The sequence below is a fragment of the Pseudomonas laurylsulfatiphila genome (genome assembly GCF_002934665.1).
Taxonomy (GTDB): domain Bacteria; phylum Pseudomonadota; class Gammaproteobacteria; order Pseudomonadales; family Pseudomonadaceae; genus Aquipseudomonas; species Aquipseudomonas laurylsulfatiphila.
In genome coordinates, this window is record NZ_NIRS01000009.1 from 184,236 (window position 1) to 208,213 (window position 23,978).

23 protein-coding genes and 1 pseudogene are annotated in these 23,978 nt (G+C 59.3%); 11 read left to right on the forward strand and 13 right to left on the reverse strand.

Going from position 1 to position 23,978, the window contains the following annotated elements:
- Window positions 1–14 precede the first annotated feature (14 nt).
- Entirely contained in the window at window positions 15–692 is a 678-nt protein-coding gene (locus CD175_RS28960; protein WP_104451371.1) for a TetR/AcrR family transcriptional regulator, read from the forward strand.
- Between the two features lie 79 nt (window positions 693–771).
- Here CD175_RS28960 and CD175_RS28965 read toward each other — a convergent pair whose 3' ends face one another.
- The 5 genes from CD175_RS28965 to CD175_RS28985 all read right to left on the reverse strand — a co-directional run bounded on the left by CD175_RS28965 (window position 772) and on the right by CD175_RS28985 (window position 5,609).
- Entirely contained in the window at window positions 772–1,626 is an 855-nt protein-coding gene (locus CD175_RS28965) for a shikimate dehydrogenase (RefSeq protein WP_104451443.1), read from the reverse strand.
- A gap of 5 nt (window positions 1,627–1,631) precedes the next feature.
- Window positions 1,632–2,072 carry a type II 3-dehydroquinate dehydratase gene (gene aroQ / locus CD175_RS28970; RefSeq protein ID WP_104451372.1) on the reverse strand — a complete coding sequence of 147 codons (441 nt, stop codon included), beginning with the start codon at window positions 2,070–2,072 and terminating at the stop codon, window positions 1,632–1,634.
- 140 nt (window positions 2,073–2,212) lie between these two features.
- Entirely contained in the window at window positions 2,213–3,124 is a 912-nt protein-coding gene (locus CD175_RS28975; RefSeq protein WP_104451373.1) for a LysR family transcriptional regulator, read from the reverse strand.
- A gap of 113 nt (window positions 3,125–3,237) precedes the next feature.
- Window positions 3,238–4,317 carry a tRNA (uridine(54)-C5)-methyltransferase TrmA gene (gene trmA / locus CD175_RS28980; protein ID WP_104451374.1) on the reverse strand — a complete coding sequence of 360 codons (1,080 nt, stop codon included), beginning with the start codon at window positions 4,315–4,317 and terminating at the stop codon, window positions 3,238–3,240.
- Entirely contained in the window at window positions 4,314–5,609 is a 1,296-nt protein-coding gene (locus CD175_RS28985; protein ID WP_046041744.1) for an NCS2 family permease, read from the reverse strand. The genes trmA and CD175_RS28985 overlap by 4 nt, the downstream gene beginning before the upstream one ends.
- A 222-nt stretch (window positions 5,610–5,831) precedes the next feature.
- Between CD175_RS28985 and CD175_RS28990 the strand changes: the two genes are divergently transcribed.
- Window positions 5,832–6,278: a DUF4879 domain-containing protein gene (locus CD175_RS28990; protein ID WP_104451375.1), complete on the forward strand. Its 447-nt coding sequence runs from the start codon at window positions 5,832–5,834 to the stop codon at window positions 6,276–6,278.
- A 68-nt stretch (window positions 6,279–6,346) separates the two neighbouring features.
- A complete protein-coding gene (locus CD175_RS28995; RefSeq protein ID WP_007975779.1) occupies window positions 6,347–6,898 on the forward strand; it encodes a DJ-1 family glyoxalase III in 552 nt (183 codons plus the stop codon).
- Here CD175_RS28995 and CD175_RS29000 read toward each other — a convergent pair.
- A complete protein-coding gene (locus CD175_RS29000) occupies window positions 6,895–8,145 on the reverse strand; it encodes an MFS transporter (protein ID WP_104451444.1) in 1,251 nt (416 codons plus the stop codon). The two genes, CD175_RS28995 and CD175_RS29000, sit on opposite strands and share 4 nt — an antisense overlap.
- Before the next feature lie 486 nt (window positions 8,146–8,631).
- Between CD175_RS29000 and CD175_RS29010 the strand changes: the two genes are divergently transcribed.
- The 3 genes from CD175_RS29010 (at window position 8,632) to CD175_RS29020 (ending at window position 11,320) form a co-directional block, all read left to right on the forward strand.
- Window positions 8,632–10,068: a cytochrome ubiquinol oxidase subunit I gene (locus tag CD175_RS29010; protein ID WP_007975777.1), complete on the forward strand. Its 1,437-nt coding sequence runs from the start codon at window positions 8,632–8,634 to the stop codon at window positions 10,066–10,068.
- A gap of 3 nt (window positions 10,069–10,071) precedes the next feature.
- Window positions 10,072–11,079 (forward strand): cytochrome d ubiquinol oxidase subunit II, encoded by a 1,008-nt coding sequence (gene cydB / locus CD175_RS29015; protein WP_007975775.1) that lies wholly within the window; start codon window positions 10,072–10,074, stop codon window positions 11,077–11,079.
- A 73-nt stretch (window positions 11,080–11,152) separates the two neighbouring features.
- Window positions 11,153–11,320, forward strand: coding sequence for a DUF2474 domain-containing protein (locus CD175_RS29020; protein ID WP_104451376.1), 168 nt, complete (start codon window positions 11,153–11,155; stop codon window positions 11,318–11,320).
- 64 nt (window positions 11,321–11,384) lie between these two features.
- On the opposite strand, the gene CD175_RS29025 is transcribed toward CD175_RS29020, so the two are convergent.
- Both CD175_RS29025 and CD175_RS29030 read right to left on the reverse strand, forming a co-directional pair.
- Window positions 11,385–12,509: a methyltransferase gene (locus CD175_RS29025; RefSeq protein WP_104451377.1), complete on the reverse strand. Its 1,125-nt coding sequence runs from the start codon at window positions 12,507–12,509 to the stop codon at window positions 11,385–11,387.
- A 175-nt stretch (window positions 12,510–12,684) separates the two neighbouring features.
- A pseudogene (locus CD175_RS29030) lies at window positions 12,685–13,398 on the reverse strand (helix-turn-helix transcriptional regulator).
- Window positions 13,399–13,703: 305 nt separating this feature from the next.
- Between CD175_RS29030 and CD175_RS29035 the strand changes: the two are divergent.
- Window positions 13,704–14,480: a ferredoxin--NADP reductase gene (locus CD175_RS29035; protein WP_104451378.1), complete on the forward strand. Its 777-nt coding sequence runs from the start codon at window positions 13,704–13,706 to the stop codon at window positions 14,478–14,480.
- Window positions 14,481–14,521: 41 nt separating this feature from the next.
- Here CD175_RS29035 and mscL read toward each other — a convergent pair whose 3' ends face one another.
- Window positions 14,522–14,935 (reverse strand): large-conductance mechanosensitive channel protein MscL, encoded by a 414-nt coding sequence (mscL, locus tag CD175_RS29040; protein WP_104451379.1) that lies wholly within the window; start codon window positions 14,933–14,935, stop codon window positions 14,522–14,524.
- Window positions 14,936–15,561: 626 nt separating this feature from the next.
- Between mscL and radA the strand changes: the two genes are divergently transcribed.
- On the forward strand, window positions 15,562–16,929 hold the full coding sequence (gene radA / locus CD175_RS29045) for a DNA repair protein RadA (protein ID WP_104451380.1): 1,368 nt from the start codon (window positions 15,562–15,564) through the stop codon (window positions 16,927–16,929).
- Window positions 16,930–17,032: 103 nt separating this feature from the next.
- Here radA and CD175_RS29050 read toward each other — a convergent pair whose 3' ends face one another.
- Window positions 17,033–17,401 carry a PilZ domain-containing protein gene (locus tag CD175_RS29050; RefSeq protein ID WP_104451381.1) on the reverse strand — a complete coding sequence of 123 codons (369 nt, stop codon included), beginning with the start codon at window positions 17,399–17,401 and terminating at the stop codon, window positions 17,033–17,035.
- Between the two features lie 160 nt (window positions 17,402–17,561).
- Between CD175_RS29050 and CD175_RS29055 the strand changes: the two genes are divergently transcribed.
- The 3 genes from CD175_RS29055 (at window position 17,562) to yjiA (ending at window position 20,965) form a co-directional block, all read left to right on the forward strand.
- Entirely contained in the window at window positions 17,562–19,628 is a 2,067-nt protein-coding gene (locus tag CD175_RS29055; RefSeq protein WP_104451382.1) for a carbon starvation CstA family protein, read from the forward strand.
- 15 nt (window positions 19,629–19,643) lie between these two features.
- Window positions 19,644–19,841 carry a YbdD/YjiX family protein gene (locus CD175_RS29060; protein WP_007895266.1) on the forward strand — a complete coding sequence of 66 codons (198 nt, stop codon included), beginning with the start codon at window positions 19,644–19,646 and terminating at the stop codon, window positions 19,839–19,841.
- Between the two features lie 152 nt (window positions 19,842–19,993).
- The gene (gene yjiA, locus CD175_RS29065; protein ID WP_104451383.1) at window positions 19,994–20,965 is read left to right on the forward strand and encodes a GTPase; all 972 of its coding nucleotides are present in this window, start codon (window positions 19,994–19,996) and stop codon (window positions 20,963–20,965) included.
- Window positions 20,966–21,088: 123 nt separating this feature from the next.
- Here the strand turns inward: yjiA and CD175_RS29070 are convergent, their stop codons facing one another.
- From CD175_RS29070 to CD175_RS29080, 3 genes are read right to left on the reverse strand one after another with little or no spacing between them, the layout of a single operon-like run.
- On the reverse strand, window positions 21,089–21,769 hold the full coding sequence (locus tag CD175_RS29070; protein ID WP_104451384.1) for a GntR family transcriptional regulator: 681 nt from the start codon (window positions 21,767–21,769) through the stop codon (window positions 21,089–21,091).
- Window positions 21,770–21,794: 25 nt separating this feature from the next.
- A complete protein-coding gene (locus CD175_RS29075) occupies window positions 21,795–22,499 on the reverse strand; it encodes a FadR/GntR family transcriptional regulator (RefSeq protein ID WP_104451445.1) in 705 nt (234 codons plus the stop codon).
- Between the two features lie 48 nt (window positions 22,500–22,547).
- Window positions 22,548–23,861 carry a C4-dicarboxylate transporter DctA gene (locus tag CD175_RS29080; protein WP_102702058.1) on the reverse strand — a complete coding sequence of 438 codons (1,314 nt, stop codon included), beginning with the start codon at window positions 23,859–23,861 and terminating at the stop codon, window positions 22,548–22,550.
- Window positions 23,862–23,978 lie beyond the last annotated feature (117 nt).

Consider the following 23,978-nt stretch of genomic DNA (forward strand, 5'->3'; position numbering starts at 1 on the left):
GCCGTGAGCCCGCAATGACAATGACCTCAGAACTCCCCGCAGCCTCCGTAGAACCCGGTACCGAGCCGCGCAAGAGTCGCAAGAACAACCCGGAAAAGACCCGTGAAAACATCCTGCAGGAGGCGATTGTCGAATTCGTCCAGCAGGGGCTTTCCGGGGCCCGCGTCGATGCCATCGCCGAGCGCATCCACACCTCCAAGCGCATGATCTACTACTACTTCGGCAGCAAGGAGCAGCTCTACGTCGAGGTCCTGGAAAAACTTTACGGCGATATCCGCAGCACTGAAAGCCGTTTGCACCTGACCGAACTGGCACCGGTGGAAGCGATTCGGCGGCTGGTTGAATTCACATTCGATCACCATGATCGTAACGTCGATTTCGTGCGCATCGTCAGCATCGAAAACATTCACAACGCCGAGTACGTGAAGCGCTCCGAAGCGATCAGGGCGATGAACAACACCGTTCTCGATTCCCTCGATGTGATCCTGCGTCGGGGCGTTGAAGAGGGCGTATTCCGCGCCGGCCTGGTGCCGCTGGATGTGCATCTGCTGATCAGTTCGTTCTGCTTTTATCGCGTCTCGAACCGCCATACCGTGGGTGAGATTTTCCAAATCGACTTGCCGGATGAGCGCATCAAGCAGCGTCATCGGGAGATGATTTGCGAGTCGGTGCTGCGTTATTTGCAGGCTTGAAAAGATCGCAGCCTTCGGCAGCGCCTACGGATCAATGCGATTGACGTAGGCGCTGCCGAAGGCTGCGATCTTTTGATCTTCAGTCATTCATGCCCTGGAAGTGTTCAAGCATTCTCTGGGCATCCGGCACCACGCCGCTGAACAACTCGAATGCCTTCACCGCCTGAAACACCGCCATGTTGCCGCCGTCCAGCGTCCGGCAACCGAGGGCGCGGGCGTTGCGCAGCAGTTCGGTTTCCAGCGGGAAGTAAACGATCTCCGCCACCCACAACTCGGCTCGAAGCAACTCGACCGGCACCGGCATGCCCGGCAGTTTTTTCATGCCCATCGGCGTGGTGTTCACCAGGCCGTCAGCCTGGGCCAAGGCGCTTGGCAGGTCATACCCGGCCACCGCCAGAGCGGCACCGAAATGCTGATTGAGGTTGTCGGCCAGATCCTGGGCGCGGTGGATGTCCACGTCAAAAATGCTCAGTTGCTGTACGCCTTCGCTCAACAAGGCGTGGGCTACCGCCGCCCCTGCGCCGCCGGCGCCCATCTGCACGACACGCTCAACGGCAACGCCTTTCAGTCCCCGTCGAAAGCCTTCGGCAAAGCCCAGGCAATCGGTGTTGTGGCCGATGCGTTTGCCATCCTTGAGCACCACGGTGTTGACCGCACCGATACCGCGGGCCTCCGGCGAGAGTTCGTCCAGCAGCGGGATGATTGCCTGCTTGCAGGGAAAGGTGATGTTCAAACCGGTGAAGTTCATGCGCTCGGCGGCCATCAACAGGTCGGGCAGGGCGTTGCTGTCGAGTTTCAACTGATCAAGATCAATCAGACGATAGAGGTAGCGCAGCCCTTGGGCATCGCCTTCATGCTCGTGCAAGGCCGGTGTGCGGGAAGCCTGGATGCCGGCGCCGATCAGCCCGGCCAGTACCACGTTGTTCTGAGTCACGGCGATCACCCCTTCAAACGAAGACTGAAGTGTTCAAGCGCCAGGCGATAGCCGTGACTGCCGAAGCCGGCCATCACCGCCGTTGCTATAGCGGATACGAACGAGTGGTGGCGGAAGGGCTCGCGGGCGTGCACGTTGGACAGGTGGACTTCGATGACCGGCAGCTCGCTGGCGACCAGAGCGTCGCGGATGGCGACCGAGGTGTGAGTCCACGCGGCGGGATTGATGATGATCCCGGCGCAGCGACCGCGGGCCGCGTGAATCCAGTCGAGCAATTCACCCTCATGGTTGGTCTGGCGAAACTCCACCGCCAGGCCGAACTCTTCGGCGGCGCGTCCGCACAGGGCCGAAATGTCTGCCAGGGTTTCGTGGCCGTAAGTCGACGGTTCACGGGTGCCGAGCAGGTTCAGGTTCGGGCCGTTTAGCACCAGAACGATAGGGGACATCGGAATCTCTCCACTTATTATTGTTGGAATCGGCCAAGGTTCTCGGCCTGTGGAGATAAATTGTACTAACTAGTTAATTCGGTCAATTGAAGAGAGGGTACGCTGGCGGTTTGTGGGCGATGATCGGACACTTTCTCTATTCAGCGAGGCAAATGCTCCACCAGAAAATCAATGAACGCCCTCAAGCGCAGCGGAACATGCCGACTTTGCGGGTACAACAGGGTGAATGGCCGAGAGCGCCCGCCATAGGGCTTTAGCACTTCCACCAGCGAGCCGTCGGCCAGTTCCTTTTCCACGATAAAACGATAGGTCTGAAACAACCCTGCCCCGTGTTTGGCCAGCGTCACCCCGCCCAGTACATCATCGGAACAACTGAGGTTGCCCTCGGCCAGAATCTCCCGGGGCACGCCTTCATCGTTAAACAACCAGGCAATGCGCCGGCCGCTGCTGGGTAACTCGTATTGAATGCATTCGTGGTGTTCGAGGTCGTCGAGGGTTTGCGGAGTGCCGGCCTGTTTCAGGTAATCAGGGCTGGCGATCAACACCAGGGCGGCATCTTCCAGCTGGCGGGCGATCAGACCGGAATCCGGGATGGCTCGCACGCGAATCGCCATGTCGTAGCCTTCGCCGACGAAATCGATGTTGCGATTGCTGATATGCGACTCGACTTTCACGGCGGGATAGCGCGCCCGAAATTCGGGCAGTAGCGGCAGGATTCGATGATGCGCGTAGGTGGTCGGAATACTGATGCGCAAAGTACCCGACGGCACTTGCTGCTGGCCCATGACCTCACGCTGGGCCTCGACCAGTTGCGCAAGGGCCTGGCGACATTCTTCGTAATAACGGCGACCACTGTCAGTGAGCTTCACGCTACGCGTGGTGCGCGCGAACAGGCGCACACCCAGGCGTTCTTCCATGCGCGACACCGATCGGCTCACGGCAGCGGGCGTGACACCTGCCACCAGCGCCGCGGCAGTAAAACTGCCAGCCTCGGCGGCCAGGCAAAACAGCTCAATGCTGCCCAACTGAAGATCGTCGAATTGTCGCTGCATAATTGATTACACCGGGGATCAGATGAAGTATCCGACCCAGTATTTATCAGTCTCCCGTGCACGAATACAAAAAAACCGTCACGAGGACGGCTTTTTTGTGGTGGCAGATGCCATCAACGCCGGGTCAACATCACCCCGGATTCCATGTGATGGGTCCACGGGAACTGGTCGAACATCGCACACCGGCTGATGCGGTGGGTGTCGTGCAGTTGGGCGATGTTGGCTGCCAGGGTCTCCGGATTGCAGGAGATGTATAGGATGTTGTCGAAGCGCCGGGTCAGCTCGCAGGTGTCCGGGTCCATGCCGGCGCGGGGCGGGTCGACGAACACGCTGCCGAACTCGTAGCTCTTGAGGTCGATGCCGTGCAGGCGGCGGAACGGACGCACTTCGTTCAGGGCTTCGGTCAGCTCTTCGGCGGACAAGCGCACCAAGGTGACGTTATCCACAGCGTTTTCGCTGAGATTGCTCAGCGCCGCGTTGACCGAGGTCTTGCTGATTTCGGTGGCCAGCACTTTGCGCACGCGGGTGGCGAGCGGCAGGGTGAAGTTGCCGTTGCCGCAATACAGCTCCAGCAAATCATCGGAGCGATCGCCAAGCGCATCGTATGCCCAGTTGAGCATCTTCTGGTTCACCGTACCGTTGGGCTGGGTGAACGCGCCTTCCGGCTGGCGGTAGCTGAAGGTGCGGCCGCCGACGTCCAGTTGCTCGACCACGTAATCGTGACCGATGACTTCGCGCTTGCCCTTGGAGCGGCCGATGATGCTGACGTTCAGGTCCGTCGCCAGTTTCGAAGCCGCCGCGTGCCAGTGCTCGTCCAGCGGGCGGTGATAGCACAAAGTGATCATTGCGTCGCCGGCCAGCGTGGTCAGGAATTCGACCTGGAACAGCTTGTGGCTCAGAGGCGCACTGGCTTGCCACGCTGCCTTGAGCTGCGGCATCAACTGGTTGATGCGCAGGCTGGCGATCGGGAACTCTTCGATCAGGATGGGCGTGCGTTTGTCTTCCTGGGAAAACATCGCGTAATGCCGCTCGCCGGCCTCGCGCCACAGGCGGAACTCGGCGCGCAGGCGGAAGTTTTTCAGCGGCGAATCGAAAACGGCCGGCTCGGGTGCATCGAACGGGGCCAGCAGGTCACGCAAACGCGTGACCTTTTCTTCAAGTTGAACGGCATAGGCCTGGGAATCAAAAGTCATGCGTTGAACCAACCCAGCTTGATCACGAACAGAATCGACAGGATCACCAGCGCCGGGTTCAGCTCACGACCACGACCGGACATCAGCTTGATGGCGGTCCAGGAAATGAAACCGAAGGCGATGCCATTGGCGATGGAATAGGTGAACGGCATCGCCAGCGCGGTGATCACCACAGGCGCGGCAACGGTGATGTCGTCCCAGTCTATTTCGGCCAGGCCGGATGTCATCAGCACGGCGACGAACAGCAGGGCCGGTGCAGTGGCGAAGGCTGGAACACTGGCGGCCAGTGGCGAGAAGAACAGCGCCAGCAGGAACAGGATCGCGACGACGACGGCGGTCAGGCCGGTGCGGCCACCGGCACTCACGCCAGCGGCGGACTCGATGTAGCTGGTGGTGGTCGAGGTGCCCAGCAGGGAACCGGCCATGGCAGCGGTGCTGTCGGCGATCAGCGCACGGCCCATTTTCGGCATGTGGCCGTCCTTGCCCATCAGGCCGGCGCGCTTGGCAACGCCGATCAGGGTGCCGGAATTGTCGAACAGGTCGACGAACAGGAACGCAAAAATCACGCTGACCAGACCGATGTCCAGTGCGCCCTTGATGTCCAGTTGCAGGAAGGTCGGGGCCAGCGACGGCGGCATCGACATCACGCCGCCGAACGGGGTGAAGCCCATCACGATCGAAACGATGGTCACCACCAGAATACCGATCAGCACCGCGCCGCGCACGGCAAGGGCTTCAAGCGCGACGATCAGGGCAAAACCGAGGGTGGCGAGGATCGGAGCCGGTTGCTTCAGGTCGCCGAGGCCGACCATGGTCGCCGGGTTGCTGACCACAATGCCGGCGTTGTGCAGGGCGATCAGCGCCAGGAACAGGCCGATACCGGCAGCAATGGCCGAACGCAGTGGCAACGGGATGCTGTTGATGATCCATTCACGGATGCGGAAGATCGACAGCAGGAAGAAACACACTGCCGAGATGAACACCGCGCCGAGCGCCACTTGCCAGGTATGGCCCATGTGCAGGACCACGGTGTAGGTAAAGAAGGCGTTCAGGCCCATGCCCGGTGCGAGGGCGATCGGGTAGTTGGCGATCAGGCCCATGGTCGTCGAGCCGATGGCAGCTGCCAGACAGGTGGCGACAAACACCGCGCCCTTGTCCATGCCGGTCTCGCCGAGGATGCTCGGGTTGACGAACAGAATGTAGGCCATGGCCAAAAAGGTCGTGACGCCCGCCAGAATCTCGGTCCGCACGTTGGTGTTGTGTGCCTTGAGTTGAAACAGCCTTTCCAGCATGTCTGCTCCCCGTGGCGCGCCGGGCGCCGTGAATGTATCGACCTCAACAGCAAAGCACAGGCAGCAGAACGCGCCTGGAAATTACTGTGGGCCGGAAAAAGCCGCGCATCATACCAGTAGCTTGGGCATATGGCTGCTTATGGCGGTGATCGTCGTCGATGTTTTGCGACAAAGCCAAGTGCGCCATACTGCGCGCTGGTTTTTCGGGGTGGAAAGTACTGCATGAAAAGGCGTCTGGTTAGCGTGTTCGGCGTATTGATAGCGTTGCTTCTCGGGGCCCAAACGGCCACGGCGGCATCGGCCCCGCCATTGAGTCAATTGAAAGTGCTCAAAGTCGCTTCGCCGTCCTGTGGCGTTGAAAATATCGACGAAGGGCAAACCCGGACGCGCTGCGATCACAATGGCCCGAACATCACGGTGTACGTGCTGGAAGTGGGTTACGGGCGTGAGGCCCATGTCGCCATCGACGGTTTTGAGGTGAACGGCACGCGTACGCCGGTCTGCGCGTTCAAGAACGGCAACCTGACCAGTTGCACCCCCGGGGAAAAAACCGTCGGCTATTTGTATGCACTCGATCTGGCTGGCAAACAGGAAGGCACTCTGACCTTCAGCAATACCTCGATCAATGCGCCCGGCAATACGATGTCGACGCAGCTTTACATCCAGTAGCCACATGTCTCGAACAAGGCGCGGGAAAGCTGACTACGCTTAAAAGATCACTCCGTGGACAGTACCCGATGACCTTTAGAGCCTTGATTGCCCTCGCCGAGGGTACCGATGACCTGCAGACCGTCACCCTGATCGACGTACTGCGCCGCGCCAAAATAGAAGTGGTGGTGGCCAGTATCGAAGGGCGGCGCATGCTCACTTGCGCCCGCGGCACTCGGCTGACGTCCGATGCCATGCTGGTGGACTTGCTGGCGCAGCCTTTCGACCTGATTGCCTTGCCGGGTGGCGCGGTGGGGGCGCAGCACTTGGCAGCCCACCAACCCCTGCAACAATTGATCAAGGATCAGGCGGCAGCCGGTCGCCTGTTCGCCGGCATCGCCGAAGCGCCCGCCGTGGCGCTGCAAGCCTTTGGCGTTTTGCGTCAACGGCGCATGACCTGTCTGCCATCGGCCAGCCATCAACTGTTGGGCTGTAATTTCGTCGATCAACCGGTAGTGGTCGATGGCAACTGCATCACCGCCCAGGGCTCGGCTGGCGCATTGGCATTTGCCCTGGCGCTGGTGGAACAACTCTGCGGCAAAGCCACACGTGCGGCGGTGGCAGGGGAGTTGTTGGTTTAGACTTTCGCCTCTTCCTTCTCTTCATCTTTAGCCACGTGCATGCGATCGCGGCTGGCCAGGGTCGGGAACAGTTTGACCCACACCCCGGTCACCACCAGCGTGCCGATCCCGCCCATGACCACGGCTGGCACCGTGCCGAACCAGTGGGCCGTCAGGCCCGATTCGAATTCGCCCAACTGGTTCGAGGCACCGATGAACAGACCGTTCACGGCGCTGACCCGGCCGCGCATTTCGTCCGGGGTTTCCAGTTGAACGAAGGAGGCGCGGATCACCATGCTGATCATGTCTGCCGCGCCCAACACCACCAACACCGCCAGGGAAAACCAGAACGAGGTCGACAGGCCGAACGCAATGGTTGCCACGCCGAAGATGCCCACGGCGGTGAACATCACCCGCCCTACATTGCGCTCCACGGCAAACCGCGCCAGGAACAGCGACATCAGCAGTGCACCCACTGCCGGTGCCGAGCGCAACAGGCCCAGCCCCCACGGGCCGGTCAGCAGGATGTCCTTGGCGAACACCGGCAGCAACGCCGTCGCTCCACCCAATAGCACCGCGAACAGATCGAGGGAGATCGCCCCGAGAATGTCCGGACGACTGCGGATGAAGCGGATGCCCGCGAGCAGTGAATCCAGTGTGGCCTTGCCCTTGTTCAGCGGCGTCTGCCGGGCCGGCAGGTTGAGCATCAGCGAACAGGCGATGACATACAGCAGCACCGTCGGGCCATACACCCAGACGCTGCCGAAGGCGTAGAGCAAACCGCCGAGGGCCGGGGCGACGATGGTGGCTGATTGCTGGGCCGATTGTGCGGCGGCTACCGCTCGGGGAAACAGCGCGCTGGGCACGATACTGGGCAGCAAGGCCTGGGTGGTCGGCATTTCAAAGGAGCGCGCGGCACCGAGCAGGAAGGCCAGGATAAAGATCATTTCCCGAGTGACATGGTCGGTTGCGCTGCCGATGGCCAGCGACAGGGCGATCAATGCCTGCAGGGACTGGCAGATCGCCGCGACCTTGCGCCGGTCATAGCGGTCGGCGACGTGCCCTGTGTGCAGCATGAACAGCACGCGCGGGGCGAATTCGACCAGGCCGACCAGACCCAGGTCGAGCACATTGCCGGTCAATTGATACAGGTTCCAGCCGATGGCCACGGTGAGCATCTGGAAACCGCTGGCGGTAAATATCCGGGCCAGCCAGAACGCGAGAAAAGGGCGATGGTGACGTAACAGCAAGGGCTCTTGGCTGGGCATTTGCGGAGAAATCTGGGGGGAGGGGAACCGCGAGATTATCACCAACCTGTAACAGAAAGTTGCCATGACAAAAAAATTAGTTAGCCAGACATCGATATCGAGAACACTGCCATTAACTGTGGGAGCGAGCCTGCTCGCGATAGCGGTGTGACATTCAGCGATGATGTTGACTGACAGACTGCTATCGCGAGCAGGCTCGCTCCCACAGGGAATGTGTTGTAGTCGATGACAAAAGCCATGAGGCAACTTGTCACGCGGCAAAAGACCACGCGGTTCATCCCCGAAATTGGGACTACTCTTTCAACGTTGATTGATCCAGATCAAAACCCACAAAAGGAATTGATCCGGCGGCCGCAAGGCCAGACTCCCTGCGTTGTGATGCGTGCCAAAAAAAGAACAAACAGAGATTCGCCACACTCCATATCCGTGGGGGCCGTGGGTGCAGGCTTCCAGCCAGCAGCCGTACTACCTGACAGAGGAAGACTTATGTTCGGTTTAGAGGCACTTGATCTCGCCCGAATTCAGTTCGCGTTCACCATCTCGTTCCACATCCTGTTTCCGGCCATCACCATCGGCCTGGCGAGTTACCTGGCGGTACTCGAAGGTCTGTGGTTGAAAACCCATAACGACACCTACCGTGACCTCTACCATTTCTGGTCAAAGATCTTTGCCGTCAACTTCGGCATGGGCGTGGTTTCCGGCCTGGTCATGGCCTATCAGTTCGGTACCAACTGGAGCCGCTTCTCGGACTTCGCCGGATCGGTGACCGGGCCGTTGCTGACCTATGAAGTGCTCACGGCGTTCTTCCTCGAGGCGGGGTTCCTGGGGGTCATGCTGTTTGGCTGGAACAAGGTCGGGCGTGGCCTGCACTTCTTCGCCACCGTGATGGTCGCCATCGGTACGCTGATCTCGACCTTCTGGATTCTCGCCTCCAACAGCTGGATGCAGACCCCGCAGGGCTTCGAGATCGTCAACGGGCAGGTCATCCCCACCGACTGGCTGGCAGTTATCTTCAACCCGTCGTTCCCGTATCGCCTGATGCACATGGCCACGGCGGCGTTCGTAGCCACGGCCTTCTTCGTGGGAGCCTCGGCGGCCTGGCATTTGCTGCGTGGCAAGGACAACCCGGCGATCCGCAAAATGCTCTCGATGGCCATGTGGATGGCGTTGATCGTTGCGCCGATCCAGGCGGTCATCGGCGACTTCCACGGCCTCAATACACTTGAGCATCAGCCGGCGAAAATCGCCGCGATCGAGGGGCACTGGGAAAACAAGGGTAACGAAGCGACTCCGCTGATCCTGTTCGGCTGGCCGGACATGAAGGAGGAGAAAACCAAGTTCGCCGTCGAGATCCCGTACCTGGGCAGCCTGATCCTGACTCACTCGCTGGACAAGCAAGTCCCGGCGCTCAAGGAGTTCCCGCCTGAAGACCGGCCAAATTCGACCATTGTGTTCTGGTCGTTCCGGATCATGGTGGGCCTGGGCATGCTGATGATCTTCACCGGGTTGTGGAGCCTGTGGCTGCGCAAGCGCGACACCCTCTACACCTCGCGGCCGTTCCTGTACCTGGCGCTGTGGATGGGGCCGTCAGGTCTGATTGCGATCCTTGCCGGCTGGTTCACCACCGAAATCGGCCGTCAGCCGTGGGTGGTCTACGGCCTGATGCGCACGGCGGATGCGTCGTCCAACCATAGCGTCATGCAGATGAGCATCACCCTGATCCTGTTCGTCGTGGTGTATTTCGCCCTGTTTGGCGCCGGACTTGGCTACATGATGCGCTTGGTGCGCAAGGGGCCGAAGATCGACGAAGGCAAGGAAACCAACGATGGAGGCCCCGGCCAGAAACGTACACCGGCCCGTCCGCTGTCCGCCGCCGACGACGATCACGCCGATGCCGGCCACAGCCTGACCAAGGAGATTTGAATCATGGGTATTGATCTTCCGCTGATCTGGGCCGTGATCATCATCTTCGGCATCATGATGTACGTGGTCATGGACGGTTTCGACCTGGGCATCGGCATTCTCTTCCCGTTCATTCCGGGCAAGACCGATCGCGATGTGATGATGAACACCGTCGCCCCGGTCTGGGACGGCAACGAGACCTGGCTGGTGTTGGGGGGCGCGGCGTTGTTCGGCGCATTTCCGCTGGCCTATTCGGTGGTGCTCTCGGCGTTGTACCTGCCGCTGATCCTGATGTTGATCGGGCTGATCTTCCGCGGCGTAGCCTTCGAGTTCCGCTTCAAGGCCAGGGACGACAAGCGCCACCTGTGGGACAAGGCGTTCATCGGTGGCTCGGTCACCGCGACGTTCTTCCAGGGGGTAGCACTCGGCGCGTTCATCGATGGGCTGCCGGTGGTCAACCGGCAGTTCGCCGGTGGTTCACTGGACTGGCTGACACCGTTCACGATGTTCTGTGGCGCGGCGCTGGTGGTGGCCTATGCGTTGCTCGGCTGCACCTGGCTGATCATGAAGACCGAAGGCAAGTTGCAGGAGCAGATGCATGACCTGGCACGGCCATTGGCCTTCGTACTGCTGGCGGTGATCGGCATCGTCAGCATCTGGACTCCGTTGGCCCACGCGGAAATTGCCGCACGCTGGTTCACCATGCCGAATCTGTTCTGGTTCATGCCGGTGCCGATTCTGGTGCTGGTGACGATGTACGGCCTGATCCGCGCCGTGGCCCGCAACGCGCATTACACGCCGTTCCTGTTGACCCTGGTGCTGATCTTCCTTGGTTATAGCGGCTTGGGCATCAGCCTGTGGCCGAACATCATCCCGCCGTCGATCTCGATCTGGGATGCCGCCGCACCGCCGCAAAGCCAGGGTTTCATGCTGGTGGGCACGCTGTTCATCATCCCGTTCATCCTGGGCTACACCTTCTGGAGCTACTACGTGTTCCGCGGCAAGGTCACCCATGAAGACGGTTACCACTAGCCCTGTTGTGGGAGCGAGCTTGCTCGCGATGGCGTCGGATGCGACGCCATCAATCTTGAAGAGGATTGACGTTATGGCTGCCAAACATTCCCTGCGCGACATTGAAGAAGCCGAAAAAAAACCGCTGTGGCAGCGGCTCGGCTGGTTGGCCCTGATCTGGGTCGGCAGCGTGGGCGCCTTGTTCATCGTCGCCAGCCTGATGCGTCTGTTCATGAACGCGGCCGGACTGACGACGCACTGACATCTCCCCCGCAGCCTCAAGGCGCGGATTTACAACCCTCCGACCGGAGGGTTTTTTTTGTCTGTTACTTACGCGCCTTGAGGATCACGAATTTCGGATTGGCTGCCACTTGCTCGACGCCACGGAACAATCGCGCCAGCTTGCTGTGGTAACCCAGGTGACGATTGCCGACGATGTACAGCGCGCCGCCCACAACCAGCGCTTCGCGTGCTTGCTGGAACATCCGCCAGGCCAGGAAGTCGCCCACGACCTGTTGCTGGTGAAATGGCGGATTGCACAGCACCACGTCAAGCGATTGCGGTACCTGGCCGGCCAGGCCATCGCCGGCACGCACGATCACTTCCCGTTCACCCAACGTTGCGCGCCAGTTTTCGGCGGCCGATTGCACGGCCATGAACGATTCGTCCACCAGCGTGTAGTGGGCCTCGGGGTTTTGCAGGGCGCTGGCGATGGCCAGGACACCGTTGCCGCAGCCGAGATCGGCAACCCGCGCCGAGCCGAGGTTTTTCGGCAGGTGTGGCAAAAACGCCCGGGTACCGATGTCCAGGCCTTCGCGGCAAAACACATTGGCGTGGTTGAGCAGTTCGATAGCCGGCTCGTCGAGTCTGTACCGCGTCGGGTAAGGCGACACAACCGGGGTTTTGTCTTGCGCCGTGGCAATCAATAGCCGCGCCTTCTTCACCGCCAGCGAGGCTTGCACGGGGCCGATGTAGCGCTCCAGCAAGTCGCCCGCCGCCCGGGGCAGGTGCTTGATCATGGCCGCGGCGATCACTTGGGCGCCAGGTGCCAGTTGCCTTTGCAGGCGGATTAGTTGCTCTTCCAGCAATGCCAGGGTTTTCGGTACGCGAATCAGCACGCAGTCGAATGGCCCGACGGGGGCCTCGCTGGCGGGGACGCTCGGTACCGCATCAAACGCCAGGCCATTGCGCACCAGGTTCTTTTCCAGACCTTGCAAGGCCAGGAACGAATCACCGCTGCTGACCACCCGCACCTTGCCCGCCAGGCTGGCCGCCAACGCGCCGAAACTGTCATTGAGCACCAATACCCGCATCTCGGCCGTGGGTTGCTGTTCGGCCAGATAATTGAGCAGGTATTCATCGGCCGCATCGAAAGCTTGCAGCGGTTCGTTCTGCTGTTCTGGCTGGCGGATCAAGTCGAGGCTGGCGAAGGGTGTTTCGAGCAAAGGCATGGGGCGGGGCTCTGGGTAATCAACGGATGTCCCGCTGCCCTAAGGCGTTGAAGCGGGCGGAGCCGTCCGAGTGTACTGCGTCGTGAAGGTCTACACGCCATCACTCAGGAGGGACCGCAAATGGTACGTTTTTTTTGATCGGATTACCCGCAGGTTTTCCCGCAGTCGGGCGCTTTCAGAAGGCTCCGGAGCGGACCGCGACCATGACTGCCGCCATCTTGTTGTTGACGCCGAGCTTCTCGATAGCCCTGTGCACATGAAAGTTGACCGTGCGTTCACTCAAATTGAGGATCCTGGCAATCTCATAGGCCGTCTTGCCATCGGCCGACAGTTTCAATACTTCGATTTCCCGCCGTGACAAGGAAGGCGCTTGAGTGCGAGCCGGTTTTTTTGGTTGCATCCCGATCGCCAGGGCGTGCAGGTGGCGACTGATGAACACCGAGAATCCAAGATTCTCGTACAGCTCATAGGCTGAAATCGGGCAATGGCTTCAGGCCAGGCTGAGAATGCTGCGCAGGCCGCTTTCTTCATCGTGGATTGCTTGCGACCAGCCATGTGCCAAGCCTTGCTGCTGCAGCAGTTGCCATAACCATGGGGTTGCGCAGAAGAGCTCTTTGCTCCAGAGCACGGGTAGCATGGAGTGATTGCAATAGGCCGCTACGGGGTCAATCTCGCTGGCATTGTTTTGTTCATACTGTGTGTTCCAGTCGTGTGGATAGTTGTTCAGGTTGACGGGGCAGCAATCAGTGCAACTGCTGGCTGAAATGGTTGAAAAGGCACAAAATTTATATCCAAGGTTCCTGACGAAGTTCAGTGATATTCGATAGGCCGTATTAATGTCCTGTGTTTGAGAAAGCAGTTGAAGCTGTGACTCCTTCCAGATTTCCATATACGGGGTCTCCAACAGTATGTTTCCGGAGGGTGCTATTTTGGATCCGAGATCCGGCACGAGACGGAGTGTAGGATATATCCGACAACTGTAGTTCGACGATTTTGCTCTTTTAACGGCTGAAAAGTGTGTGTCAGGTTCTTAAGCCGTGTGTGAAATATTAAATGCCATATGTCATTTTAAGTTGGCTGATGTTTCTCGCGTCGAATAATCAATAAGTTGCACATGCAATAACACTACAAAATGTCTGTGGTTACGCTGCCGTCTTTGCGGGACACTGAGGTATCTTTTGATTGGAGCCTTCCATGTCCGTCAGTGAAGAAAAATTTACCCGTCAGACCTTGCTCGAGGTTCATCCGTTGACCTCGAACCTGTTTACCCTGCGTGCCACGCGGGATGCGGGGTTTCGTTTTCGGGCGGGGCAGTTTGCCCGGTTGGGCGTCACCAGGGCTGATGGCAGCACGGTATGGCGCGCCTACTCCATGGTGTCCTCACCCTTTGACGAGTTCCTTGAGTTCTTTTCCATTGTCGTACCGGGTGGTGAGTTCACCAGCGAGCTCAGCCGGCTGGTCGTTGGCGACAAATTGCTGGTTGACCGCCAGGCCTTTGGCTACCTGACGCCGGACCGTTTTGTCGATGGGCGCGATCTATGGCTGTTATCCACCGGAACCGGCGTGGCGCCATTCCTGTCGATACTGCAGGACTTCGAAGTCTGGGAGCGATTCGAGCGGATTATCCTGGTCTACAGCGTTCGTGAAGCCCGGGAACTGGCTTATCAGGAGCTGATCGCGGGGCTGACGCAACGTGACTATCTGGCCGAGTACGCACACAAACTGCAATTCATCACCACGGTCACTCGTGAACAGCATCCTGGCTCATTGAACGGGCGGATCACCACACTGATTGAAAGCGGCGAACTGGAGCGCACCGCGGGTGCTGCGCTGACGCCTGAACACTCACGGGTCATGCTGTGCGGCAATCCACAGATGATCGATGACACGCGCAAACTGCTTAAACAGCGGGACATGCACTTGAGCCTCAGCCGGCGACCCGGTCAAGTGGCGGTGGAAAACTTCTGGTAAAAAAACGGCGCCTCGAAGGCGCCGTTTTTATGCGGGTGCGGTCAAGGCCGGTTGTTCTGGGCCTTGAGCAAGTCGCGGATCTCGCCCAGCAACTCTTCTTCCTTGGTTGGAACCGGCGGCAGGCTGGGGGCCACGGCCTCTTCGCGCTTAAGGCGGTTGATGGCCTTCACGCCCACGAAGATCGCGAGGGCGACGATGATGAAGTCGATGATGGTCTGGATGAATTTGCCATAGGCCAGCACCACCGGCGGAGTCGCACCCTCGGCTGCCTTGAGCGTAATGGCCAGATCACTGAAGTCCACGCCTCCGATCAGCATCCCGATTGGCGGCATGACCAGGTCACCGACGAACGATGTGACGATCTTGCCGAAGGCTGCGCCGATGATGATGCCGACGGCCATGTCGACCACGTTGCCTTTGACCGCGAAGGCCTTGAACTCGTTTAGCACGCCCATAGGTTATTTCCTTGTTACAGATGAGGTTGATGAACGCAGTGTAAATCAGCCAATCGCATTCTGCTCGAATCAACGGCCTGCCGTGCTTGCCCGCAATCGATCCGGGTGGTCATGGAGAACTCGCCGATTGATCTCATTTGTGGGCCGGCCAGCCCTTCTGCGGCGGTTCGCTTTCGGCTTTTTTTTCAGCGATATGACTTCGCTGCGTGAGCGAACCAGGTTGAAGGACCATCCTTGAGTTGAGTTGAGTTGAGTTGAGTTGAGATGTTGAAGTTGTTCGCGTAGTTGTTAAACAAAAAATCTGTATTGAAAATTGATTGCAGTTGCAATGCTGTTAACTGTTTCGTTAGTTTGCGGTCGGCTTTGTTTGAGTGTTTTTTAAGTTGTGCATCAGGTATGTAAAATAATAAGGCTTGTATAGGTTTTTAAGGGGTTCAGTAAGGAGTATCTCAAGTGTTTGTTGAGTCTGTTGGGTAAAAACTTATACAAAGTTTTTGTAAGGCGTTCGTATTTAAAAAGTACGAATGAATTATGGCCATTTGAAATCATTCAAGAGATTACAAAATATCTGGCCGCACTCGCGTGCCTCAGCTGAGCTATCATCGCGTTTTTTTCCGGGAGTTCCAATGGCCAAGGCCAAGCGCATGTACGGCTGCACCGAGTGCGGCTCAACCTTCCCAAAATGGGCCGGCCAGTGTGGTGAATGCGGGGCCTGGAACACGCTTACCGAAACCATGGTGGAAAGCGGCGGGGCAGCCGCCCCCAGCGGTCGTACCGGCTGGGCCGGCCAGCAGGCGCAGATCAAGACGCTGGCTGAAGTCAGTGTCGAAGAAGTTCCGCGCTTCTCCACCGCTTCCAGCGAGCTCGACCGGGTTCTGGGTGGTGGTCTGGTGGATGGCTCGGTGGTGCTGATCGGTGGCGATCCGGGCATTGGCAAGTCGACCATTCTTTTGCAAACATTGTGCAACCTCGCCAAAAGCATGCCGGCGCTGTACGTCACCGGTGAAGAATCCCAGCAGCAAGTGGCCATGCGTGCACGACGCCTGGGGTTGCCTCAGGATCAACTGCGGGTCATGACCGAAACCTGCATCGAAGCCATCATTGCCACGGCCCGTCAGGAAAAGCCCAGGGTGATGGTGATCGACTCGATCCAGACGATCTTTACCGAGCAACTGCAATCGGCACCGGGTGGTGTGTCCCAGGTGCGTGAAAGCGCGGCGTTGCTGGTGCGTTATGCCAAGCAGAGCGGTACGGCGATTTTCCTGGTGGGCCACGTCACCAAGGAAGGCGCGCTGGCTGGCCCTCGGGTTCTGGAACACATGGTCGACACTGTGCTGTATTTCGAAGGCGAGTCCGACGGGCGCCTGCGTCTGCTGCGGGCGGTGAAGAACCGTTTCGGTGCAGTCAATGAACTGGGCGTGTTCGGCATGACCGACAAGGGCTTGAAAGAAGTCTCCAACCCTTCGGCGATTTTTCTGACCCGCGCCCAGGAAGAAGTCCCGGGCAGTGTGGTAATGGCGACGTGGGAAGGCACGCGGCCGATGTTGGTGGAGGTACAGGCGCTGGTGGACGACAGTCATTTGGCCAACCCGCGGCGGGTCACGCTGGGGCTGGATCAAAACCGGCTGGCGATGTTGCTGGCGGTGCTGCACCGTCATGGTGGCATTCCGACCCACGATCAGGACGTGTTTCTCAATGTGGTCGGCGGGGTCAAGGTGCTCGAAACGGCGTCCGACCTGGCATTGATGGCAGCGGTGATGTCCAGTTTGCGCAACCGGCCGCTGCCTCACGATCTGCTGGTGTTCGGTGAAGTGGGGCTTTCCGGTGAGGTGCGACCGGTGCCGAGTGGTCAGGAGCGTTTGAAAGAAGCTGCCAAGCACGGCTTCAAGCGGGCCATCGTGCCCAAGGGCAATGCGCCGAAAGAGGCGCCGGCAGGGTTGCAGATTATTGCCGTGACCCGGCTGGAACAGGCCCTCGACGCACTCTTCGAGTAATGCCTGTCTCCCTGTAGGAGCTGCCGCAGGCTGCGATCTTTTGATCTTGAAAATGCCAGATCAAAAGATCGCAGCCTGCGGCAGCTCCTACACAGAGGTACGTTCAGATTTCGATCAGCGCACCCAATTCTCGTTCCAGCTCCTGCGGATCAGCGAGGTTGAGCTCGATCAGCCGCCGCAGCCGTTCTATGGATTCCAGACTGATGTGCAGGCAGACAAAGCCGAGTTGGCCATGGTCATCGTGGGCCAGTTGCGCATCCATGGTGATGTCGACGTCTTTGCTCAGATGAATGTCGACGAGAAAATCCTGCTGCGGATTGCCCAACCACGGATCGGGTCGCTCGATCAGCAACCCCTTGAGCGACAGGTCAATCAACTCCACCGGCCAGGTGAGCTCGCCCTGACTCAAGTCAGTTCGGGCATCGAACGCAATACGTTTGAAGCGGCGACGCTCGGCAGGGTGCTCGCTCATGGCGCGATCCTCGTAGATGTACGCTGACTATAGACCTGCATTCTTCAAGGCTGCCAGCGCTGGCAGGTGTCCAGACATATGTCGGGGTATGGCCTTTGCCGTCAGGAGCGCTAAACTCGGGGTGGCTGTCTTTCTTGTCCACTCTGGCTGGAATAATAAAATGAAAAATAATAATAGCCCGCTACGCCATCTGCCCTGGCTGGTGCTGGCAATCGTAGGTGCGTGCGCCCTGGGTGTCGTGGCATTGCGCCGAGGTGAGGCAATCAATGCCTTGTGGATTGTGGTCGCTGCCGTGGCCATCTATCTGGTCGCCTACCGCTACTACAGTCTGTTCATCGCCAACAGTGTCATGCAACTCGATGCGCGACGGGCCACTCCCGCCGTGATCAACAATGACGGTCTGGATTACGTTCCGACCAATAAACACATTCTCTTCGGTCACCACTTCGCCGCCATCGCTGGCGCGGGGCCGTTGGTCGGCCCGGTGCTGGCCGCGCAGATGGGCTACCTGCCCGGTACGCTGTGGCTGATCGCCGGCGTGGTGCTGGCCGGTTCGGTGCAGGACTTCATGGTCCTGTTCATGTCCACCCGCCGCAACGGTCGCTCCCTGGGCGACATGGTCCGTGAAGAAATGGGCCGCATCCCCGGCACCATCGCGCTGTTCGGTTGCTTCCTGATCATGATCATCATCCTCGCGGTGCTGGCGCTGATCGTGGTGAAAGCTTTGGCCGAGAGCCCTTGGGGCATTTTCACGGTGATGGCGACCATCCCGATCGCGATGTTCATGGGCATCTACATGCGTTACATCCGCCCGGGCCGCATCGGTGAGATCTCGGTGATCGGCGTGCTGTTGCTGCTCGGTTCGATCTGGCTCGGCGGGCAGATTGCCGCGGATCCGGTGTGGGCCAAGGCCTTTACCTTTACCGGTATCCAGATCACCTGGATGCTGATCGGCTACGGTTTCGTTGCCGCGGTGTTGCCGGTGTGGCTGATCCTGGCGCCCCGTGACTACCTGTCGACCTTCCTGAAAATCGGCACCATCGTCGCGCTGGCCATCGGCATCCTGGTGACCATGCCCGAGCTGAAAATGCCGGCCCTGACCCAGTTCATCGACGGCACCGGCCCGGTCTGGAAGGGCGGTCTGTTCCCGTTCCTGTTCATCACCATCGCCTGTGGCGCGGTCTCGGGTTTCCACGCGCTGATCTCCTCGGGGACCACACCGAAACTGCTGGATAACGAAACCAATGCCCGCTACATCGGTTACGGCGGCATGCTGATGGAATCGTTCGTGGCCATCATGGCCATAGTCGCCGCGTCGGTGATCGAGCCTGGTGTGTATTTCGCCATGAACAGCCCGGCGGCCGTGGTCGGCGGTGATGTGGTGGCCGTTGCGACAGCCGTCAGTAACTGGGGCTTCGCCATTACCCCGGAAGCCCTGCAGGCGGTGGCCCATGATATTGGTGAAACCACCATCCTGGCCCGTGCCGGTGGTGCGCCGACCCTGGCAGTGGGGATTGCGCAGATCCTGCACAGTGTTCTGCCGGGCGAGAACACCATGGCGTTCTGGTACCACTTCGCGATCCTGTTCGAAGCGCTGTTCATCCTGACCGCAGTCGACGCCGGTACCCGTGCCGGGCGCTTCATGCTTCAGGATTTGCTCGGCTCGTTCGTGCCGGCCCTGCGCCGCACCGAATCCTGGACCGCCAACCTGATCGCGACTGCCGGTTGCGTGGCCATGTGGGGTTATCTGCTGTACCAGGGCGTGATCGATCCGCTGGGCGGCATCAACACCTTGTGGCCGCTGTTCGGTATCTCCAACCAGATGCTGGCCGGCATTGCGCTGATGCTCGGCACCGTGGTGCTGATCAAGATGAAACGCCAGCGCTACATTTGGGTGACCCTGGTGCCAGCCACGTGGTTGCTGATTTGCACCACCACCGCCGGCTTCATCAAGCTGTTCGACGCCAACCCGGCGATCGGCTTCCTGTCCCTGGCGAAAAAATACAGCGATGCCTTGGCTAACGGCCAGATCCTCGCCCCGGCCAAGGACATCACGCAAATGCAGCACGTGATCTTCAACGCCTATACCAACGCAACGCTGACCGCTCTGTTCCTGTTTGTGGTGTTCAGCATCCTGTTCTATGCGCTCAAGGTCGGTATATCCGCCTGGGGCAGCAAAGAGCGCACGGATAAAGAAGCGCCATTCCAGGCTCTGCCGGAAGCGTGATCGAGGATTTGCATCATGTTCAATGACTTGAGTCGCCTCGGTAAATACCTCGGTCAGGCCGCGCGCCTGATGGTCGGCATGCCCGACTACGACAACTACGTCGAGCACATGCAGACCAAGCACCCGGACAAACCGGTGATGAGCTACGAGATGTTCTTTCGGGAGCGTCAGGAAGCCCGTTACGGTGGCAAGGGCGGGCCGAAGTGCTGTTGATCCGACAACCCGGTTGATGCAGTCCGTGTAGGAGCGAGCTTGCTCGCGATGAACGCAAGGGCGACGCGTGTATTCAGAAAGCACGCATTATCGTTGACGTCCATCGCGAGCAAGCTCGCTCCTACAGTTTTTTAGCGTAGGGAGATTTTGTTTTGCTCACTCCAATCCCGGTCACGATCCTCAGCGGCTTCCTCGGCGCCGGCAAGACCACCCTGTTGCGCCACCTGCTCAAGGCCGAGCACGGCCTGAAAATCGCCGTGATCGAGAACGAATTCAGCGACGCCGGTATCGATACCCAGTTGTTGGGTGATGAGCCGGTACAAGTAATGACACTCTCCAACGGCTGCGTCTGCTGCACCATCCATACCGACCTGACCAAGGCGCTTTATCTGTTGCTCGAGCGTCTGGACCAGGGCGACATTGCCTTCGACCGCCTGGTGATCGAATGCACCGGACTGGCCGATCCTGCACCCGTGGCGCAAACCTTCTTCATCGATGAAGAACTGCGCGAGCGCTACATCCTCGACGGCATCATCACGCTGGTCGACGCGGCACATGCCGACTCGCACCTGACCCAGACCATCGCCCAGGCGCAGATCGGTTTCGCCGACCGCTTACTGGTGAGCAAGCGCGATCTGGTAGACGAGCCGACCTTTAGCGCGTTGAGTGAGCGCCTGACCCGCATTAACCGTCGTGCCCCGATCCGCGTGGTCGACCACGGCAAGATCGACCTGGCTGAATTGCTTGACGTGCGCGGTTTCAATCTCAACGCCGACCTCGGTGGCGGTGTGAGTTTGCGACCGGTCAGCCAGGCACCATCCATCGATCGTATTTCCAGTCTGGTCCTGCGCACTGAAAAGCCGCTGGATATCGACAGACTCAGCGAGTTCATGAACGAACTGCTGGAGGAGCATGGCAAGCAGTTGCTGCGCTACAAAGGTGTATTGAACATCCTCGGTGAACCACGGCGCATGGTGTTTCAGGGGGTACTGAAGCTTTATGGTTTCGACTGGGATACCGAGTGGGCTGAAGACGAAGTGCGCGAGAGCGTGATCGTGTTCATTGCCGATGATTTGCCGGAAGAGAAAATTCGTGAGGGGTTTGCACGGGTGGCGGCGGTCTGAGGTTTTTATGGCGTCTTTGAGGACGCCATCGGGGGCAAGCCCGGCTCCCACAGGTTTCTGGTTGAACACAATGTCTGTGCTCATCCACGAACACTGTGGGAGCGGGCTTGCCCGCGATGCGATCTAGCCGGCAACACAATGTTCACGGGTTGTATTGAGCAGTGTCTGTTCCAGATGATCCAGATGCCGGTTAATCAGCATGGTCGCTGTCGCAGTATTTCCACGTTCAACAGCATCAACAATCGCCAAATGATCCTGCCAGGCACAACAACTGTGCATCTGCTCCTCACACTGCGCAATCGCCAACGAAGTCAGTGGCACAAGGCTCTCAAGAAAGTGCGCTAGCGGTGCATTTCCCGCCATTTGTGCCAGCTGCAAATGAAACTCTCCCGACAAACGAATCGCCCGGCCACGCTCGGCGCATTGACGCTCGTTTTCGACCAGTGTCCGCAGGCACTTCAAGTCTTGCGCGCTCGCTCGCTGACCGGCCAGCCGCACCAGCATGACCTCGGCCAGCCGCCGGGCGTGCAGTGTCTGCCGGGTCTGCTCGGCATCAAGCTCGGCGACGCGGGGGCGATGGTTGGCGCGAAGGAGGATGATGTGCTGATGGGACAGTCGCATCAGCACATCACGCATGTCGCTGCGCCGGGCACCGAACATCTGCGCAAGGCTTTCTTCGGTAAAGCGACTGGCCGAATGGATGCGCTGCTCGAAAATGGCCTCGAGGACCCGGGAATACAGATCATCCACTGAAGGGCGGACGGGCAGGGTGGCGAGTGTTTGTGGCGAGGCGAAGCGGTTCATGGCCGATCTCCAGTTCGAAGAGGTTTCAACTGCCGAGGTTGTCTTCCGGTATGTTCAGTTCGATACCCATGCGTTGGCCTTCGCGCAGAATGTGCCGGCGCATCTCGGCACTGGCCTGGGCGCTGTTCTTGCTGCGGATGGCCCGCACCACGGCTTCGTTTTCTTCAAGTCGCTCGGCCAGATGCTCCGGTGAGTTGCGCAACACTTCGGCGCTTTGCTTGAGGGCATTGCTGGTTTGCTGCACCACACTCTGGAAGATCGGGTTCGACGTCAGCGTGAACAGTTCTTCGTGGAACGCGATGTAGGCGGTTACGCCGGCTTCACTGTCATTGGCCTCAAGGGCTTCGCGCATGTCCATCAGGGTCAGACGCAGTTGCCCGACCTCCTTGCTGCTGATGGACTGCGCGACGAGACCGACGATGAATGGCTCAAGGGTGTAGCGCAGTTGCAGCACGTCTTCCAGGCTCGCTGCGGCCACCGCGTTGTCATGCGCCTGGCTGTCGGCCAGATTGGCTTCGAGCACCACCACGCCTTTGCCCGGCATCGAGCGCACCAGCCCGAGGGTTTCCAGAACGATGACGGCTTCACGCAGGCTCGGACGGCTGATACCCAGTTGTTCGGCCAGTTCACGTTGCCCCGGCAGCATTTCGCCGGAGCGCCACTGACCTCGGGCCAAAGCGGCCCGAAGTTTTTCTACCACTGAATTGACGACGGTTGATGAGGTAATCACTTGTTCGCTCCATGAGCCGTGCCTGCGGTCGGCAGGCACGGCGATCATTCAGAATTCTTTGGCTGCCGCTTGAGCAACCGGTTTTCTCGGCTGAAAGGTGTAACCGGCCTGGCCGGAAAGTACCTTGTTCGCCCGCTGCACATCGATGTCCTTTTCCCACCGAGCGATGGCCACGGTCGCCACACAGTTGCCAATCAGGTTGGTCAGCGCCCGGCCGATGCCCATGAACCAGTCCACGGCCAGCACCAGCACCAGACCCACCACCGGAATTGCCGGAATAGCTGTCAGGGTGGCCGCCAGAATCACCAGCGCCGAGCCGGGAATACCGTGGGCGCCTTTGGATGTGATCAGCGACACCAGCAGAATGGTCAGCAGGTCAGTCATGGCCAACGGCGTGCCGGTGGCGTTGGCGATGAACACGATGGCCAGGGTCAGGTAGATCGAGAAACCGTCGAGGTTGAATGAGTAACCCGTTGGAATCACCAACCCGACCGTCGAACTGCCGATGCCCAGGTGCTCAAGCTTGCGCATGATTTGTGGCAGCACCGCGTCGGACGAAGCGGTGCCCATGACGATCAGCAATTCTTCGCGCAGGTACTTGAGCAGCGGCCACATTTTCAAGCCGGAAAGGCGCATCACCAGGCCGAGAATCAGGGCCACGAAGGCAACACAGGTCAGGTAGAAGAGGCCGACCAGGCTGCCCAGGTGCTGCAGCGAGTCCAGGCCATATTTGCTGGTGGTGAAGGCGATCGCACCGAATACACCGATCGGTGCCAGTCGCACGATCATGCCCATGATGCGGAAGATCACGTGGCTGAGCTCATTGATCAGCCGCGAAATACCCGATGCCGCCTCGCCCACCAGATTCAGGGCACTACCGAACAACACTGAAAACAGCAGGACCTGCAGGATATTGTTATCGGCAAAGGCACCGATCACCGAAGTCGGAATCAGGTCCATCAAGAACTGCGTGGTGGTGTGCATGTGCTGACTGCGCTGGGCAATATCGCCCATGTCGGCTGCGGAAAGCTGCTCCAGGTGAATGTTCGCGCCGCTGCCGATACCGGTGCTGAAGGCGAACACCAGGCCAATCACCAGGGCGATGGTGGTCAGCACTTCGAAGTAGATTACCGATTTCAGACCGATGCGCCCGACCTTTTTCAGGTCGCCGGCACCGCTGATGCCGCTGACCACCACACAGAACACGATCAAGCCGATGAGCATCTTGATCAGCTTGATGAAGCCGTCGCCGAGGGGTTTGAGTTGGGCGGAGTATTCGGGAAGGGTCAGTCCGCAGACGATGCCGAGCACCAGTCCGAGAACCACTTGGAGGAAGATTGAACGCGAGCACCATCTGAGCATGGGAGGAATCCTGGTCGGTGTCCTGGCTGCCGTACGCTGCGCGCATTAGCTTCAGGACTTAATTATTGTGGTCTTACCGGTATGTCCAGTGCAGACGCAGTCTAGGCGCTGTTTTGT

Bases quoted from the DNA above. Each gene is read 5' to 3' on its own strand.
- radA (WP_104451380.1), top strand. From the start codon at position 15,562: ATGGCCAAGGCCAAGCGCATGTACGGCTGCACCGAGTGCGGCTCAACC.
- CD175_RS28990 (WP_104451375.1), top strand. From the start codon at position 5,832: ATGAAAAGGCGTCTGGTTAGCGTGTTCGGCGTATTGATAGCGTTGCTT.
- CD175_RS29025 (WP_104451377.1), bottom strand. From the start codon at position 12,509: ATGCCTTTGCTCGAAACACCCTTCGCCAGCCTCGACTTGATCCGCCAG.
- CD175_RS29000 (WP_104451444.1), bottom strand. From the start codon at position 8,145: ATGCCCAGCCAAGAGCCCTTGCTGTTACGTCACCATCGCCCTTTTCTC.
- CD175_RS29020 (WP_104451376.1), top strand. From the start codon at position 11,153: ATGGCTGCCAAACATTCCCTGCGCGACATTGAAGAAGCCGAAAAAAAA.
- mscL (WP_104451379.1), bottom strand. From the start codon at position 14,935: ATGGGCGTGCTAAACGAGTTCAAGGCCTTCGCGGTCAAAGGCAACGTG.
- CD175_RS28995 (WP_007975779.1), top strand. From the start codon at position 6,347: ATGACCTTTAGAGCCTTGATTGCCCTCGCCGAGGGTACCGATGACCTG.
- CD175_RS29070 (WP_104451384.1), bottom strand. From the start codon at position 21,769: ATGAACCGCTTCGCCTCGCCACAAACACTCGCCACCCTGCCCGTCCGC.
- trmA (WP_104451374.1), bottom strand. From the start codon at position 4,317: ATGACTTTTGATTCCCAGGCCTATGCCGTTCAACTTGAAGAAAAGGTC.
- CD175_RS29035 (WP_104451378.1), top strand. From the start codon at position 13,704: ATGTCCGTCAGTGAAGAAAAATTTACCCGTCAGACCTTGCTCGAGGTT.
- CD175_RS28960 (WP_104451371.1), top strand. From the start codon at position 15: ATGACAATGACCTCAGAACTCCCCGCAGCCTCCGTAGAACCCGGTACC.
- cydB (WP_007975775.1), top strand. From the start codon at position 10,072: ATGGGTATTGATCTTCCGCTGATCTGGGCCGTGATCATCATCTTCGGC.
- CD175_RS29050 (WP_104451381.1), bottom strand. From the start codon at position 17,401: ATGAGCGAGCACCCTGCCGAGCGTCGCCGCTTCAAACGTATTGCGTTC.
- CD175_RS29010 (WP_007975777.1), top strand. From the start codon at position 8,632: ATGTTCGGTTTAGAGGCACTTGATCTCGCCCGAATTCAGTTCGCGTTC.
- CD175_RS29060 (WP_007895266.1), top strand. From the start codon at position 19,644: ATGTTCAATGACTTGAGTCGCCTCGGTAAATACCTCGGTCAGGCCGCG.
- aroQ (WP_104451372.1), bottom strand. From the start codon at position 2,072: ATGTCCCCTATCGTTCTGGTGCTAAACGGCCCGAACCTGAACCTGCTC.
- CD175_RS28985 (WP_046041744.1), bottom strand. From the start codon at position 5,609: ATGCTGGAAAGGCTGTTTCAACTCAAGGCACACAACACCAACGTGCGG.
- CD175_RS28975 (WP_104451373.1), bottom strand. From the start codon at position 3,124: ATGCAGCGACAATTCGACGATCTTCAGTTGGGCAGCATTGAGCTGTTT.
- CD175_RS29080 (WP_102702058.1), bottom strand. From the start codon at position 23,861: ATGCTCAGATGGTGCTCGCGTTCAATCTTCCTCCAAGTGGTTCTCGGA.
- CD175_RS29055 (WP_104451382.1), top strand. From the start codon at position 17,562: ATGAAAAATAATAATAGCCCGCTACGCCATCTGCCCTGGCTGGTGCTG.